The sequence below is a fragment of the Clostridium sp. genome (genome assembly GCF_032576335.1).
Lineage (GTDB): Bacteria > Bacillota > Clostridia > Oscillospirales > Acutalibacteraceae > Faecalispora.
The window spans coordinates 24,977-40,437 of the sequence record NZ_JAWFXC010000003.1 but is presented as its reverse complement, the minus strand read 5'-3'; the positions used below and the strand labels follow the sequence as shown (position 1 = coordinate 40,437).

The following is a 15,461-nucleotide window of genomic DNA, read 5'->3' as shown; positions in this document are numbered from 1 at the left end:
TCTGGGGCTTTGTCAATGCTTAATTGGCAGGCACCGCACACCCCGGGCCACATAATGCGGCATTATCTACAATAACGGCAAGGCATAATGCAAGCGGTACATCCGGCTGTTGCTCCACCTGTATCCCGTAGCCGTCCCCGTTAGGGGTCCAGCATGGCGCATGGGTCATACGCACAACACCCTTGCTGTCGACCGCATCAAAGCAACGGGTGAGTAAATCGCCCCGCAAGCTCCAATCCGTTTTACTTAGCTTTAGGCTGCTGCTTGATGATGCCAAATTATACGTAACGCGAAGCTGCTCCTGCTCCTCAATCTGCACACTGTATTTACATAGGCCATGAATACCCACACAGCTTATTTTGGCTATTTCGGCTCCGGAAGTGTCTTTTAAATACATCTTCCCCCCAAACGAACCCCATTCGCCTTCTACCGCATAAAGACAGGCACCGGTTGTGTCATATACATCAAACAGAGTGGAACCTGCTTCGGTATGTCTGTTCAGATAATAATCCATCGGTTGTCCCCTTTAATCGTCTATCGATTTCCGTTGGCGTATGAATGGAAAATAAAATATTCCAAACTGCCCTTATCCTTATTTTCTGGTAAATTGGTAAGAATATTCCGTTTCTTTCATAACAACTGAGCCACCCAGCATTTGCTCAGCCATGCGCTGCGTTACCGGTTGTGTACCGTTATTGACTCCGTAAGGCGCTTTTACCACATATAAAAGTGCTGGGCGATTCTGCGGATTTTTCTGGAAGAATATCTCCGTTCGTTTGGAAGGCAGCTCCACACGCCAAAGCGATGGTGGTGCCGGTCTTTGCTGAATGCACATATAACCAAACGGCAATAGCTCATTGAACATCACACGCCCATTGCCCGACGGCACGGAACTTTGAATATCCTCCACGAGGCCAGTATAACGAGCCGCCGCAGCCGGTGTGGTATAAAGCCCTTTTGCCGGACCTGTGGTAAGCTGTGTGCGCAGGTAAACAATCGGTTCATCCCGGTAAACAGCCTGCGCGCGCATCACCGTATTGCACAGTACCAAAAGTACGAGTGAACTGGCAAATGCCGCCCAAAGGGTTTTCAGCATTCTGCGGCGTGCAGCGGGCGCCTCCCGCTCTGCTGTATAAAAATCATATGCGATTAAAACCAAAGCCAATGAGGAAAGATTTAAAATATACGACGCGCCCGTCATGCCATTATTGCTCGCCGTATAAACTGCCCAGCTAAGAACCAGCGACGGTAAATATAAAACCCAAATGACAATCCGGCTACGGCGCTGAGGACGATAGGCAGTTAGTATCAGCGGCCAAAGTCCTGCACAAGCCTGAATGTAGTTTACTTTAGAGGTAAAGACCAAGTCCGATTGAATGAGTACCATACCAACATTCACAATCAGGCTAAGAGGCATGCAAATCCAAATCATTACTTCTAGCACAGGTGCCAAATCCAGCTCGGTTTTTAATTGGCGAGATAATAAAATTAGAATTAACAATGTAATTTCTAATAAAGAAAGGATGGTCAGCATCTGGTAATCCTGCAAAAACAGCGAGGTTTTCACAAACAGGTTTTGGTATGAATGCTCCGGATCTTCAAAAAGGTATTTTACATTATCATGTATTCCCCAAATACCACCGCTTACTAACAAAAGATATGCGCCCGCCAAAAACAACAGTAACGCGCCTCCGCAAAGCATGCCAAACAGCGGGGCAAGAGACTCCGGCTCAAGGCCATTTTTTCGCACACGAGGGCGAATTCGGTAGAGTGCCAATAAAAAAATTGGCACTGCCATGATAAAGAACGGGTAGGAAATGCAGGCAAACGCCAGTAGAATTCCGGAGAGAGAGCCAATCAAAAAAGCCCCGTGAATAGAAAATGAATCGCCATACAAAATAAACACCAACATGGCGGCAGAAATCGTAAAAAGATACCCCATGCTGTTATAAGAAAAATTATTAATTCCAAATGGGGTAAATGAAAAAAACAAACCTGCGCAAAGCAATGCCGGCATTCTGCGGCGAAACAAGCGGAATACTGCACGGTATACCAATAGAGCAACTAGGGCATCTACACAAATATAGAATATTCGCATGAACAAAAGCACCCCGGTCATATCCCCCACTACCAGACGATACAGCCATAAAATAGGTGCAATTAACAAAGCACCGGTCTGGTGAATGTCCCAAGAGTCCAGAAACGGGCGGTCTCCCAAAGAAAAGCGATAAGGAAGCGCCAAATAGTAGGTTTCGTCGGACCAATCGAATCCGAAAACAGAACGGACCAAAAATAAAACCGTCATCCCCGCGATGACAACATAAGGCAAAATGTGAAGCAATTTAGAACGAGACTGTGTAAGAGATTTTAACATGGCCTGCTCCCGTAAATGATGTTAGAACAGCGTTACCTGAATTATTTAGCTTTATAAACAGCAACTAAAAAACTTACAGATTATTTTCCCAAATACAACGCCATTTTTATGAGTTATTTAGAATTTTAAGTAACGCAATTCATAAATTAATATGAATTTTATTGTATCACAATCGACCAGCTTTTGCCAAGCGCAGAAACCAAGATTGCCCTAGAAAATAGACGTTGCTTTCTGACTAAAATATAGTTCTGAATGGAAAACAGACTATTTTCTTTTACTTTCAAGAATTGGTATTGTATAATTAATTTATTGCAACCTGTTTTTGGTACATATGAAATAGAAGTCTTTACGGACAAGCCCTATACCAATAGATTGCAGGTGACGATTTAAAGGAGAAAAATGAGTTGAAAAAGTTCATTTCATACAAGCGAAGCTGGTTTTCCCTATTGCTTCCACTTTCGCTGGTGGCATTATATCTTTTTTCATTAAACCCAGACTGGGCGGAGTGGTACTGTGTAACCCTCTACCCGGTATTCTCGCTGTTTATCAATCGGATCAGCTCTTTATTCCCTTTTTCACTTATAGAATGTATTCTGGCAATTTTAATCGTACTTCTTCCCGTCTTACTGATACGCCTGATTGTTCAGCTAGTTCGCAATAAGCAGGAGCGAAAGGAGCGGTTGCTGCGCGCACTGGCAACACTGCTTTGTGCATTCGGTATAATTGCCCTTAGCTATACCTTAAACTGCGGGCTAAACTACTCACGTTATCCTTTCGCGCAGGTAGCAGGGCTGACTGTACGCCCCTCCTCTACGGAAGAACTAAAAGCGCTATGCACGGAGCTGGCACAACAGGCAAATCAAGAGCGGGTGGGCATAGAAACGGACGACCAAGGCGTTACCATTCTTTCAGACCGTAAAAAAGCGGCAGAAACCGCCCGCATCACAATGAATTCCATGGAGAAAACATACCCTACCCTAAAAAGCGGCTACGGTAAACCAAAACTCGTAATGGCATCACGAGTGATGTCGTACCTAAACATTACAGGTATCTATTTCCCTTTTACAGTAGAATCGAATGTAAATATGGATGCCCCCGCTTACAACATACCCGTTACTATGCTACACGAGCTAAGCCATGTACGAGGATACATGCGCGAGGATGAAGCCAATTTCATCGCTTACCTAGCATGTCGAAATAGTAACAGCCAGGCATTCGCCTATTCTGGCACAATGCTCGCTTTTCTACACGCAAGCAATTCCCTATATTCTGCAGACGAATCTGCCGGACGGGAAATCTATGCGCTTTTAAATGATGGAGCTCGAAAAGACCTCGCCGCCAACCAAGCTTACTGGAAGCGCTTTGAAGGTCCTGTAGCAGATGTAGCAAGTAAAGCCAACGACACATATTTAAAAGCAAATCGCCAGGAAGACGGAGTGAAAAGCTATGGCCGCATGGTAGACCTTTTGCTGGCAGATTACCGGCAGCGCCACGGTTTACAATAAATGATTTGTTGATAATTCTCCCACACAGATATTTTAAGAATCAAACTGATTCGTTTAAATATTATTTTAGGATGCAAAAGCGATTTTAGCTGCCATAGATTGTAAATATTTATTTAACTGTACAAATCCTTTTCTAGAATTGCATTGTAAATATATATAAAAAGAGGATAGAGCAAATGCTCTATCCTCTTTTTGCAGGCAAAAACAGCCTATTGATTGAAATCTAATCATTAACTTAAGAAGGCAGGCGGAAAATCACTGGCTTTACGGTAGAATCCAGCTTATCGAAGCGGTAACCATTCTTCTTTAGTGTTTCAATAATCTTCGGCAACTCTTTTACTGTATTCTGTTTCGTGGAAGCATCGTGGAACAAAATAATTGCTTTTTCATATTGGAGCGCTTCATTAACCGTGTTTTGGTAAATGGATTGTGCTGTTGCGCCCTTTTCTGCATCACCGGCACTCACATTCCAATCGTAGTAAGTGTACCCTCTGCGCGTTAGTTCATTCGCAACCGGGCGGGCAATGGTTTTGTTGTAGCTGTTCACGCTACCACCCGCAAAACGCATAACTTGCGGTTTAACACCAGTCGCGTCAACAATTAAATCGCTTAGCTTCGACATATCGGTAAAAAACGCAGTCGGCGAAGCATAGATTTGCTTGTAGTTGTGTGAGTAGGTGTGCATACCAATGGTATGGCCTTGATCCACTATGTCCTTCATCCATTTTTTAGACTGTGCATCGGTGCGCCCAATTACAAAGAAGGTTGCCTTGGCATCGTTATCAGCCAATATCTTTAGTACTTCCGGTGTTAAATTGGAAGGGCCGTCGTCAAAGGTAAGGTAAGCAACCTTATCCCCTTTTTGATGCGGAATGATTTCCGAACGATCCACATAAAAATTCGGGAACATCGTCTGAATCGCCTGCATTTCTTTCGAGATTGCACCAGAATTCACAGGTGCCTGGGAAGAAGATGAGGATGACGGTGCTTTAGAAGGTGTGGAAGAAACCGGTTTGGAGGACGGTGCTTGTGAGCTTTGAACCGCCGATGATTCCGGTTGCTTTGAAATTGGTATTGATGTTACCAGCTGTGCAGACACATCTTCATTTGATACAACAACGGAGGAGGCGTTTGGCTTCGATGACGTTGTAATATAACCAGCAACGGAACCAATAATAACCCCCACGCCAATTGCTGCCACTAGCATAGAAGCAGCAATAATAACTCTTTTTTTCCCGACAGACACCTTCAGCACTTCCCTTTTCTTAGGTTTATATTAATTTTTAGTAGCATTTTTACCAGTTTCAAAATCGTATTTTACGACGATTAATGAAACGTTATCTAGTAATTTTAATGGAAGCATTTGTGTGCTCTCATCATTTACTAATGTGTTGCTTATTATAGCACAAGCCGTTCAAAAAAGAATGCAGTTTAACAGGATTGTAACCTTTATTTTGTTTCCATTATGCACCATCTCCACAACATCATGAAAACAACTACTATTTTAGAGGACTGCCTCCAGAAAAGCAGAGAGCCGGTTATAGCAATATAACTCTGTGTTTATACTAGAAATTCTAAGATTATTAAATTCTAAGATCATTATTTATTTACTCGTTAATAAAGGAGATAAAAACTCGAACTCGATTACCGCATTTTCACGCAGTTAACGAGTTCGAGTTTTTATCTTGTTTCAATATGAAAGCTCTCGGTCTAATTTATACAAAATTGAAGGAGTTGGTACGTGCCGCGTATTCATACCAAACCCTAAAATGCAATGCCGTGGTTTTTATTCCGTAAATAGCGGAGTGGAAAGATAACGCTCACCAGTATCCGGTAATAAAACCACAATCATTTTACCGGCATTTTCGGGTCTTCTGGCAAGCTGCTCTCCTGCCCAAAGAGCGGCACCGGAAGAAATACCAACCAGCAAACCATCGGTTTTTGCAACCTCTTTGCTCTTTAAAAAAGCGTCTTCATTTTCTACCAAAATTATTTCATCGTAAATAGTGGTATCCAGTACCTCCGGTACAAAGCCTGCGCCTAATCCCTGAATTTGGTTTGGTCCGGGAGTCCCGTTCGACAATACCGGAGAATTTGCCGGCTCTACCGCAATAATCTTCACTTGCGGATTCTGACTTTTTAAATATTCACCCACACCAGTAATAGTGCCTCCTGTTCCAACTCCGGCAACGAAAAAATCCACTTTGCCCTCTGTATCCTGCCAAATTTCAGGTCCAGTAGTTTCTTTGTGAATCTCCGGATTGGCCAAATTCTCAAATTGGCCCGGTATAAAGGAGTTTGGTATTTCTTTTGCAAGCTCTTCTGCCTTTATTATAGAGCCTCTCATTCCCTTGGAACCCTCTGTAAGCACAACCTGTGCGCCATAGGCCTTCAAAAGATTTCTTCTTTCTATGCTCATCGTATCAGGCATAGTTAAAATAACGCGGTAGCCTTTTGCAGCGGCTACGGATGCAAGACCAATACCGGTGTTTCCGCTGGTAGGCTCAATAATCACAGAACCCTCTTTTAAAACTCCACTTTTCTCAGCGGCATCAATCATCGCTTTTGCAACACGGTCTTTCACACTGCCAGCGGGATTAAAATACTCTAATTTTGCAAGTATAGTTGCATTTAACTCCTGTTTTTTCTCATAATTCGTTAGTCGCAACAAAGGCGTTTTTCCTATTAATTCAGTTATGCTATTTACATAATGTGCCATCTTGCAAACTCCCTCTCCCTATAATTTTAATCTTCAAGCTCAGGGTACAGTCGAATCAAAACCGCTGTAAACACCCAAGTATACATATCTATTTATTATGTTTTATTATAGCACTCAAATATCATCTGCATATTTCCATAATAGAAATTAGCTGTTCTCTATATTCGTAAAGCAACAAAGGCATTCCGGCATGCGCCTTTTTCGCTACTCGCACATTTTCAAAACCAGTACCGGTATCCCGGTACTGGTTTTTACAACAAAAATGAAACTGCTAAGCTTCTTTATTAATAAACATGATTGCAAAACCGATTAGCAAAAATATTGAACTTACTATAATTGCTTTCTCATACCACAAATGGATGCAAAGACTCCCTGTAATTGCTCCAATGACAAAGATTCCAATAATAGCCAAATATAATAAACCGGTTTTCTTTTCTTCTTTATTTTTGGTAAAACCATAATTGCAAATATTCTGCACAGCAACTCGTAAATTGCCAATACACATTGTAGTGGCAATTCCATTTCCGTTCACTTTTCGAAAACTCTCCACCTGCGCACCACAGGCAAATGAAATCAGGCTATTTGCAAACAGATTCAGACTTTGGGGAATAAATGCAACAATAAATAGAATAACGACTTCTGCCATAAGTACAGCCTGACGCCAATGGAATCGCCGCGCATTCTTAAAATACATTTTAATAATTTCCGCAACAGCAATACCAAAAGCAAAAGATAAAACAGGTAAAGCATATTGCCAAGCTAAATGAAAATTGCCCTTTGAAAGATTAACCCCAAACAATAATAGATTTCCGGTTTGGGCATTTGCAAAAACCTCATCTCGACATATATAAGAATACGCATCCATAAACCCACCGGATAGCGTTAATAAAATTACAAGAGGCAGGGACTCGGACATTTGTTGAGATTTCTTCACTGGTTTCTCCTTAATTTACTCGCTAAATTAAAACGAATTCTGTTTCTCAATATTTTAAGCACAATTATATAACACATTTCTCAGACTTACAACCGCACCAGGTTAAATATGTATAGTACTTCCTTCCCACAATCTTCTTACATAATATGAAAATAAACGCTCCAGCTTTCTTTAAACTTCATGCAAAAAGGAGCCCGTCAATAAAGACGAACTCCTTTTTTTTAACATTTGGGAACTGCCTGTACGACCCTATCATAAAACTCGCCATAGGAGTTGCACCCTTGCATTAGGCGAAGCTGATCCAATTCCGGGAGAGCATCAAAAAACTCTTTCAGCTTACGGTCTTCCGATAGAGCCTGAGAGAACGAAAAGTCGGAATAATCCATACAATATCACCTCATAGATAGTCTATGGAAAATCCGTTCATTCATACTGTGCAATACAAAATCGTGTTACCTAAAATGACCTAAAACCACCAGCAACTATTGCTGCGATTGCACCAAGGAATACAATGACCATTGTAACAGAACCACCATCTACAATTATACCATACCCACACATTGAACCCTCCTTTTTTATAGGGTACCCTATTATATGTACAAATCATAAAATTGGACAATCATCTAAGATAGAATCCTTTACGGGTTTTTTAGCAGAAAGAGAACAGGCTAGCTGATTTACAGCACGCCGGTTCTCTTTCTAAAAATTATATTTTTTTATAATAATACGAATCCAAATTTGTCCCCTGTATTTAAATGGTCTTTACAGAATGTTATTGGGATATGGCATTTCCGTATCTTTTAATGTATGGATTTGGTTCATAGCGCGGCTGCATTCTGCTCTAGCTTCATCCTGTGTGCCGGTTTCTAAAAAAGACTTTGTTGTTGATAGTGATTGACTTACGGTTTCTAATCGCTCATGCGGAATAAAAAAAGACATTATATGGTGGTACCCATGCCAAGTTTCTACCGCATCCTTAATAATTACTTTTGAATTCTCTTTGTCACCACTGTCTATGCTATTCTGGACTTGTACCAGCATTTCTGAAACCTCACCTGTCATTCTGTCTACCTCATAGGCTCCCCAAATACTAATACTGAAAAGAACCACCAGAATCGCAAGCGCTGCCCAAATACGATTCATTGTGTCTTCCCTTCCTTTTTAATGATTTGAAAATCACCTGCTGTATTGGCGGTCATCAAAAACACCTGGTCTAAGGTCAGATTTTTCGATTTTACTACGCCTTCAACCCACGCAACCGATTTTTTACATAGCTGAGCGGAAACCTCCGAAACCACACCATCACTTACAACTACCGTTTCAATTCCTGTATCCGGAACAATTAGCTGAAGCATGTCTGGCGTTACGGAATCTTTTCCGGGCTTTTTAATCACACTCAATTTGCCATTTGTTTCTACAATGGCATAAGCTACATCCGAAAGTGAAAGAATACTGTTTTGGCGCAAATCTTCGAATAAATCTTCAATGGACATACGCAGCCGCCTAAGCTCACTTTGTTGAATTTTCCCATCACTAATTACTACTATAGGACTGCCACAAATGATTTTGCGAAATCCTCCACTTTTTAGCATTAATATAGACAGGATTATTTCAATCGCTACAAGCGTAAAAATAGGAACCAGCCCACTGACCAAGGGCTGGCCTGTATTTTGCATCGGAATGGATGCTATGTCTGAGATAAGGAGGGTAACAACCAGCTCAGATGTTTGTAATTCACTAATCTGGCGTTTTCCCATTAATCTTACTGCAAAAATAATGACGATATAAAGCAGAAAAGTTCGTATTAAAGAAACAATCATTTTTATCACCTGACTCTATTCTGGCCTTGAAAGCAGGTTTTATACGGCAAAACGGCTTCCCCATATTACGGAAAAGCCGTTCTGTTTTTTTGTTATTATCTCTTGTTTTATCGTATTTTTTAGCCTAAATCATGAAGAAATGCATCGGCGGTTTTCTCTAAATAATGAATCGAATAACCTGAGCATTTTGAGGTTTCACCTAGAACCATCTACCGTGATTTGGAGTGCATTAATCAAGCGGGAATTCCTATTGTATCTACCTCTGGCCCCGGAGGTGGTGTCGAGATTTTAAAAAGCTATAAAATTGAGAAACGATTATTTTCTGCTACCGATTTAATCGCTCTTCTTATGGGTCTAGGGAGTATTCAGAGCAACGTTCCCAATAAGCATGTACTGGGACTAGATAAAGCAAGCTTTTCACATGTTGATTTAGTAAATGTGACACTACGGGTTCATGAAAACATAAAAGATACCATCTCAAACCGATTTGGCGAAAACTGCTTAACTCCAGACGGCGACCGTTTTTATATTGCACACGTACTAATGCCAATTGATCAACTGGCTTGCAGCTATTTATTGAGCTTGGCAGATAACTGTGTATGCATTGAGCCGGATAGTCTGAAAAGCCGGGTGCGCCAGCTTTCTGAACAAATATATTCTCAATACCATTCTACGCACTTTTCCTATTAAAAAATGCACAAAAACCTCCTGCCATCAATCATACGGCAGGAGGTCTTTATTGCTTTATACAGCCAATGTTTCTAGTAAATTAAAGCTGAAACGTAATATCGTACCGCTTGAGCCAGAAGTTGATTTGCAATAGATAAGCCATTAGTTGGGGTCCTGCCATTAGCTGACCAAACCAAGGTTTACCGTAATCTGATTTTTCGTGGAGCAGTTCTTTGGCTGCACTTTCATTAATTAAGCGATGAATTGGTTCTACCGGGTCTTCCAAAATCCTTGCTAAACGGTGGCGAACCAACGCTTCATAGGATGGATTATGCGTCTTGGGGTAGGGACTTTTCTTACGCATGAGAATATCTTCCGGCAGCCATTCTTTTGCTGCATCGCGCAGAAGCGCCTTTGTAATACCGCCGTGGTTCTTATAATCCCATGGGGTATTAAATACATATTGAACCAACCTGTGGTCTGCATACGGCACACGAACCTCCAGCCCGCAGGACATGCTGCAGCGATCCTTTCGGTCTAACAGAGTAGACATGAACCAGTGAATATTGAGGTAGCTTATTTCTCTGCGTCGCCGCTCTTCATCGCTTTCCCCTGCAAGGCGTGGGGTAGCCTCAACAGATTCGGTATAGCGATTATCCACATATTCATCCATTCCCAGTTCATTGAGAATTTCGGGTTTTAGAAGCGCTTTACGAATGCTTAAATCGGGTGACCATGGGAACGTATTGCCCTCAAAGGCTTCTTTTTTATGGAACCAAGGGTACCCGCCAAAAATCTCATCGGAGCATTCACCCGATAAAGCAACCACGTGCCCGCTCTTTACTTGCGAGCAGAAATGCAGTAAAGAAGAATCTACATCTGCCATTCCGGGCAAATCCTTAGCAATAACGGCATCGTAGAGGCGGTCCGCCAAGGTTTCGGTATCGCACTCCAAAAACCGGTGATTGGTTCCAAATTCCTGAATCATCCGGTCAACCCAAGGTCTATCCTCATCCGGTTGAAAAGCGGTTGGTTTAAAGTATTTTTCATTGTTTTTATAATCAAAGGAATACGTGTCGAGCATCCGGCCTTCCTTTTTATACTGAGCGGCTGCCAATGCTGTAATAATACTAGAATCCAGCCCGCCAGAAAGAAAGGTACACAAGGGAACATCAGAAACCAACTGGCGGCTAACTGTGTCTGACAACAGCTCTTTTACACGCAGAACGGTGTCTTCGTAGCTATCCGGATGTTCATAGCTTTCCAATTCAAAATACGGGTATGCCCGTAAACCTTCACGGTTATATACCGCGGAATACCCTGGCTTTAACTCTCGGATTCCCTGAAACACACCGCACCCTGCTGTTCTTGCCGGCCCTAAGCCGAACAGCTCACACAAGCTCGTTTTGTCAAGCACCGGATTAACCCCCGGGTACTCGAACAGTGCCTTCATTTCTGACCCGAACACCAGGCGATCATTTACCGCAGTGTAAAACAGCGGCTTTACCCCAAAACGGTCTCGGCATAAAAAGGTACAGTTCCTACGCTCATCATCAATGGCAAATGCGTAAATTCCATTCAGCTTTTCTGCACAGAACGGCCCAAAATGAATGTAGCAATACAGCAGCACCTCTGTATCGCTGTGCGACTGGAACTTGCAACCCAATAAGCGCAATTCCTGCCGAAGCTCTTCCGTATTATACAGCTCACCATTGTAAGTTATGGTGTAGCGGTAGCCATCCTGCAGGCGGGTCATTGGTTGCTTACCGCCCTCTATGTCCACCACTGCAAGCCGGGCATGCGCAAAAGCTGCATGGCTTGAAACATGTACTCCGGAGTCATCCGGACCCCGGTGTCGAAGCCGGTTACCCATCCGTTTGGCCAGCGCACCCCAAAGCGGGGCTTCTTCTGTTAACGTATCGTGATAATCGCAAAATCCCGCAATTCCACACATAGTATTCCCTCATTTCTCTCACTGCATTGTTTTTCGTCTTTTGCTATAATATGAAGGAACATTATTCTGGTTAACCAATTAGAGGGCAATTTCCATTATCAATAATTCACGAAAGGACAACCTGCATTTCAGCAGGTTGTCCTTTCTGTTTGCCATTATTTCTCTAAAATTTGATTGCTCATGGTTCGAAACACTTTGCAATAATTTCGAAAACCATTCTTTCCAATAATATAAATATTCGGCATATAACTCATGCGTTTTTTCGAGTAAGCAATGCGTTCCAACCCATTGTCTACCGCAGTGTGGTTGCTTAACGCAACGTCAACATTATGGAACTCTGCAACACTCATAAAATACTCCAATGAAGCCAAGTACTGTTTTACTTCTGGTTTTGTTCTGGGAGGAGTTGTGCCGCCCCATAACGCCGCCATGTGGGTTACACCCTCCTCTTTAACCGGAAATATAAAACTGAACCCACCTGGTGTATGCCCGGGGGTACTGTAAGCGTAAATCGTTTTATCACCTAATGTTATGCAATCTTCATTATTTAGATAAACATCAATCTGATAGTCTTTCCATGTATTCGGTCTGTCCGGCTTCACTGGGTGGTCGCGCCAGTAACTGTCATCGATTTGAGACATGAAGGTCGTTACCCCGTATTTTTCAACAAACCACTTACCGCAGCCCGTGTGGTCTACATGCCCATGGGTTAAAACCAGCTTTTGAATGCTTTCCGGCTCCCACCCTACCTCTCTCATCGCACTAACGATTGCATTAAAAGCTCTTTGATCCGGCCATATTGCATCAATTACAATTAGGCCTTCCGTCGATTTTAAAACAAAGCAATTGGTTTCTTTTTGCGAAACAATCAGTAAATCGTCAAAAATAAGAGCGTGGATAAAAAAGGACATATCCTCCATTGATTCAATGGTTTCCCTAGTGATAAGTGGTCGATTTATTAAATTCATTTGTATAATTACTCCTCTGCACAAAATTATTGTTTAAAGTGCAGAGGTAACTCGATTTTTGGGGTGTTTCAAGCAACGAATTTTCACCATACCACCTTCTTCTACTTGATAAACGTCTAATTTTTAATTTCTCTTAAAACAACCGGACTTTATTATTGCAAATATTCCAAATCCACCGCCAATGAGTAACACTTCAATTGCCCCAGCCGAATGCAAGCCTATATTTGCATTCGTTCGTGTAAGCGCATAAATCAGGTGGTGTCCACCCAAGAGAATACAAAGGGAAAGTGAAATAATAGTAAGAATTTTTGCGTAATCCACGTTACGTTTTATAAGGGTAAGTACAATCCCAATGTCTAATCCGACATTCCATAACGCAATTTCTGTTTGCCAGCCCCTGCTGATACCCCATACTGACATACTTTCTGCAATGTTAGGGAAGAACATTTGCCATACAAACGCACCCGCTGTCATCAACAAAAACAACCACAGATAATAAAATAAAAACCGTTCTTTTCTCACTTGTTTCCACCGCCTAACATTTAAACACTATCTTATTCATTATTTAAATTGCTCGCTTTTTGTTACGCAATATAATAAGTGACAAAAGTATAAATTGTAATCAAAACCGCAGCCACCAATGCAAATAAATCGCGTACAATACAAGACGTTCTTGTTTTCTTATTACGGTAGCTTCCGCTTTGAACACTATCCACAACAAGGACAACCGTGGAACCCCAAAAGCAAAGACTCATCAGTGTAAAAGCAACTGTCATAACAGTCGGGTTATTCCAGCCGCTTGCTAGCCAAGAAAAAAGAGCAAGAACAATTACTATAAAGTTAAGGACAGTTGAAATACGATTTAAGCGACTTAGTTCTTTCATGATCATTTATCCTCCGATTCAGCCTTTGAGCGGGAAATCTCACTTAAAATTCGTTCTGCAACAATTCGCCTTGCAGATGCCTCAATTGCCAAAGCGCAGGCTAGCCAAAGAAGGTCTTCTTCCCCATGCTCCACCGCCGTGTTCACACGTTCGCAAACGCTAGCCAACTCCTCCTGCTGTGCCACACGGAAGCTTTCATATATCTCTTTTTGGAAATCTTCGCCACTACCAGAATTGAGTACGGCAGAAATATCTTGAATAGACAGCACCTGCTTTAACAGGCTGATTATCGTAAGCATAGCCAAATGCTCGCGACCATACTTTTTCTTGTCTGGTCTTGGCAATACACGGTCCTTTACATAGTTATTAATCATACTGGGGGTAAGTAGCACACTTTCTTCGTCACGCCCAAACAGATTAAGCTGTCGTTCCATATACGTAATGACCTGATCCATATAAAGGTAGATTTCCGGTAAGGAATCCCACCCGGCCGTTTGGTGTTCCTGCACCTGCTGCGCCCATTCTTGTATTTTATCACGTGCATTCTCCATGTTATTTCTCCTTTTCCGCTTTTTGTGCGGTCTCCGCAAATTTACTCGGAGGCATTCCCTTTAGCTTGCGAAATACCCTTGAAAAGTAAAGCTGGTCTGAAAACCCGGTAGAATACGCTGCCTCTCCTACAGAAAGGTTCTCATTTTTTAATAAATCCGCCGCTTTATTGATACGGTATTTCGTGAGGTATTCATTCGGGGTCATATCCGTATGCTGTAAAAACAAACGGTATAAGTGACTACGGCTTACTCCTGCGTTTGCAGCAATTTGTGTTATATTTAAATCTTCTCGAGAATAATTGTAATCGATAAATTGAATTGAACGCTGTACATAGGCATAGCCTGTATCCTTTCGGCAATTCTGGTCGCCGTTCAGCACCATCATTGCAGCAAGAAAGCGCAGCAGCGCTGCTGTCATTTGGGCTTCATTACTGGGGCTTGGCCCCGTTGCAGTATAAATATCGTTCAGCATATTCTCAATAGCACTGTCTTTATCGTAGTGAAACAACGGCTGCTCTTCTGAAAGACCGGTTTCATTCACGAGGCGACGGGCATCGGCACCGTTAAACCCTACCCAACAGTATTCCCACGGCTCTTTGTGATCGGCCTGATAAGAAGAAATGACACCAGGCACCACGAGAAAACCATCTCCAGCGGAAAGAGTGTATCTCTTTTTCCCGCTGTCAAATCTACCTTTCCCGGAAAGTATATAATGGATTAAATAATGATCGCGGATACCCGGCCCCCAAGAGTGGTCCGGCGCGCAGCGCTGCAAACCGGAGCGGTAAACCGCTAAACCCATACTATTTTGAAAGGGAGTGCGAAAAGAACGCTTAAATTTATCGTTTTCCACAAAAACCCCTCCTCAATAAATCACACAAATAATACATTTATTATAAAGCTTGCCGCCACAGTATGCAACGATAAACTTCACGAAAGCTTTGCTTGCTTTCTGGCGAAAAAGAATTGAAATCATGGAAAGAATCGGGTATAATAACTTTAATTGGGATTTTGCATTACGCTTTGGGAGGACAATCCCTTAGCATTTACCGTTCATGCGAGCGCATCGCTCTCAAAAACGGA

Annotated in this window: 16 protein-coding genes and 1 pseudogene; 3 read left to right on the top strand and 14 right to left on the bottom strand. The window is 42.2% G+C overall.

From position 1 onward, the window contains the following. Positions 1–19: 19 nt before the first annotated feature. Together E7L17_RS04135 and E7L17_RS04130 are read right to left on the bottom strand one after the other, a co-directional pair. Positions 20–514: an LURP-one-related family protein gene (locus E7L17_RS04135; protein ID WP_316321998.1), complete on the bottom strand. Its 495-nt coding sequence runs from the start codon at positions 512–514 to the stop codon at positions 20–22. 78 nt (positions 515–592) lie between these two features. Then, positions 593–2,374 carry a hypothetical protein gene (locus E7L17_RS04130; protein ID WP_316321997.1) on the bottom strand — a complete coding sequence of 594 codons (1,782 nt, stop codon included), beginning with the start codon at positions 2,372–2,374 and terminating at the stop codon, positions 593–595. Positions 2,375–2,778: 404 nt separating this feature from the next. On the opposite strand from E7L17_RS04130, the gene E7L17_RS04125 reads away from it, so the two are divergent. Beyond that, complete coding sequence (locus E7L17_RS04125) at positions 2,779–3,879, top strand: DUF3810 domain-containing protein (RefSeq protein WP_316321996.1); 1,101 nt, start codon at positions 2,779–2,781, stop codon at positions 3,877–3,879. Positions 3,880–4,114: 235 nt separating this feature from the next. On the opposite strand, the gene E7L17_RS04120 is transcribed toward E7L17_RS04125, so the two are convergent. The 6 genes from E7L17_RS04120 to E7L17_RS04095 form a co-directional block, all read right to left on the bottom strand. Continuing rightward, the gene (locus tag E7L17_RS04120; RefSeq protein WP_316321995.1) at positions 4,115–5,125 is read right to left on the bottom strand and encodes a polysaccharide deacetylase family protein; all 1,011 of its coding nucleotides are present in this window, start codon (positions 5,123–5,125) and stop codon (positions 4,115–4,117) included. 540 nt (positions 5,126–5,665) lie between these two features. Next, positions 5,666–6,598, bottom strand: a complete 933-nt coding sequence (gene cysK / locus E7L17_RS04115; protein WP_316321994.1) for a cysteine synthase A — start codon at positions 6,596–6,598, stop codon at positions 5,666–5,668. Between the two features lie 271 nt (positions 6,599–6,869). Further along, the gene (locus E7L17_RS04110; protein WP_316321993.1) at positions 6,870–7,532 is read right to left on the bottom strand and encodes a YoaK family protein; all 663 of its coding nucleotides are present in this window, start codon (positions 7,530–7,532) and stop codon (positions 6,870–6,872) included. Between the two features lie 221 nt (positions 7,533–7,753). Beyond that, positions 7,754–7,918, bottom strand: a complete 165-nt coding sequence (locus tag E7L17_RS04105) for a hypothetical protein (protein WP_316321992.1) — start codon at positions 7,916–7,918, stop codon at positions 7,754–7,756. A gap of 376 nt (positions 7,919–8,294) precedes the next feature. Continuing rightward, positions 8,295–8,675, bottom strand: coding sequence for a DUF4363 family protein (locus E7L17_RS04100; protein ID WP_316321991.1), 381 nt, complete (start codon positions 8,673–8,675; stop codon positions 8,295–8,297). Next, positions 8,672–9,352: a DUF421 domain-containing protein gene (locus E7L17_RS04095; protein WP_316321990.1), complete on the bottom strand. Its 681-nt coding sequence runs from the start codon at positions 9,350–9,352 to the stop codon at positions 8,672–8,674. Before E7L17_RS04095 ends, E7L17_RS04100 begins: the two co-directional genes overlap by 4 nt. Before the next feature lie 192 nt (positions 9,353–9,544). Here E7L17_RS04095 and E7L17_RS14945 point away from each other — a divergent pair. Next, a pseudogene (locus E7L17_RS14945) lies at positions 9,545–9,613 on the top strand (hypothetical protein); the annotation flags it as partial. Between the two features lie 87 nt (positions 9,614–9,700). Then, the gene (locus E7L17_RS04090; protein ID WP_410470644.1) at positions 9,701–10,042 is read left to right on the top strand and encodes a WYL domain-containing protein; all 342 of its coding nucleotides are present in this window, start codon (positions 9,701–9,703) and stop codon (positions 10,040–10,042) included. Positions 10,043–10,121: 79 nt separating this feature from the next. Here the strand turns inward: E7L17_RS04090 and asnB are convergent, their stop codons facing one another. The 6 genes from asnB to E7L17_RS04060 all read right to left on the bottom strand — a co-directional run bounded on the left by asnB (position 10,122) and on the right by E7L17_RS04060 (position 15,231). Then, entirely contained in the window at positions 10,122–11,975 is a 1,854-nt protein-coding gene (gene asnB, locus E7L17_RS04085; RefSeq protein WP_316321989.1) for an asparagine synthase (glutamine-hydrolyzing), read from the bottom strand. A gap of 155 nt (positions 11,976–12,130) precedes the next feature. Continuing rightward, positions 12,131–12,943 carry an MBL fold metallo-hydrolase gene (locus E7L17_RS04080; protein WP_316321988.1) on the bottom strand — a complete coding sequence of 271 codons (813 nt, stop codon included), beginning with the start codon at positions 12,941–12,943 and terminating at the stop codon, positions 12,131–12,133. A gap of 123 nt (positions 12,944–13,066) precedes the next feature. After that, complete coding sequence (locus tag E7L17_RS04075; RefSeq protein WP_316321987.1) at positions 13,067–13,465, bottom strand: hypothetical protein; 399 nt, start codon at positions 13,463–13,465, stop codon at positions 13,067–13,069. A 62-nt stretch (positions 13,466–13,527) separates the two neighbouring features. Then, entirely contained in the window at positions 13,528–13,827 is a 300-nt protein-coding gene (locus tag E7L17_RS04070) for a hypothetical protein (RefSeq protein WP_316321986.1), read from the bottom strand. A gap of 2 nt (positions 13,828–13,829) precedes the next feature. Beyond that, positions 13,830–14,378 (bottom strand): DUF1836 domain-containing protein, encoded by a 549-nt coding sequence (locus E7L17_RS04065; protein WP_316321985.1) that lies wholly within the window; start codon positions 14,376–14,378, stop codon positions 13,830–13,832. Position 14,379: 1 nt separating this feature from the next. Beyond that, positions 14,380–15,231 carry an AraC family transcriptional regulator gene (locus tag E7L17_RS04060; RefSeq protein WP_316321984.1) on the bottom strand — a complete coding sequence of 284 codons (852 nt, stop codon included), beginning with the start codon at positions 15,229–15,231 and terminating at the stop codon, positions 14,380–14,382. Positions 15,232–15,461: the final 230 nt, after the last annotated feature.

Coding starts and splice junctions, on each gene's coding strand:
- cysK (WP_316321994.1), bottom strand. CDS start 6,598: ATGGCACATTATGTAAATAGCATAACTGAATTAATAGGAAAAACGCCT.
- E7L17_RS04130 (WP_316321997.1), bottom strand. CDS start 2,374: ATGTTAAAATCTCTTACACAGTCTCGTTCTAAATTGCTTCACATTTTG.
- E7L17_RS04095 (WP_316321990.1), bottom strand. CDS start 9,352: ATGATTGTTTCTTTAATACGAACTTTTCTGCTTTATATCGTCATTATT.
- E7L17_RS04135 (WP_316321998.1), bottom strand. CDS start 514: ATGGATTATTATCTGAACAGACATACCGAAGCAGGTTCCACTCTGTTT.
- asnB (WP_316321989.1), bottom strand. CDS start 11,975: ATGTGTGGAATTGCGGGATTTTGCGATTATCACGATACGTTAACAGAA.
- E7L17_RS04100 (WP_316321991.1), bottom strand. CDS start 8,675: ATGAATCGTATTTGGGCAGCGCTTGCGATTCTGGTGGTTCTTTTCAGT.
- E7L17_RS04080 (WP_316321988.1), bottom strand. CDS start 12,943: ATGAATTTAATAAATCGACCACTTATCACTAGGGAAACCATTGAATCA.
- E7L17_RS04105 (WP_316321992.1), bottom strand. CDS start 7,918: ATGGATTATTCCGACTTTTCGTTCTCTCAGGCTCTATCGGAAGACCGT.
- E7L17_RS04070 (WP_316321986.1), bottom strand. CDS start 13,827: ATGAAAGAACTAAGTCGCTTAAATCGTATTTCAACTGTCCTTAACTTT.
- E7L17_RS04090 (WP_410470644.1), top strand. CDS start 9,701: ATGGGTCTAGGGAGTATTCAGAGCAACGTTCCCAATAAGCATGTACTG.
- E7L17_RS04065 (WP_316321985.1), bottom strand. CDS start 14,378: ATGGAGAATGCACGTGATAAAATACAAGAATGGGCGCAGCAGGTGCAG.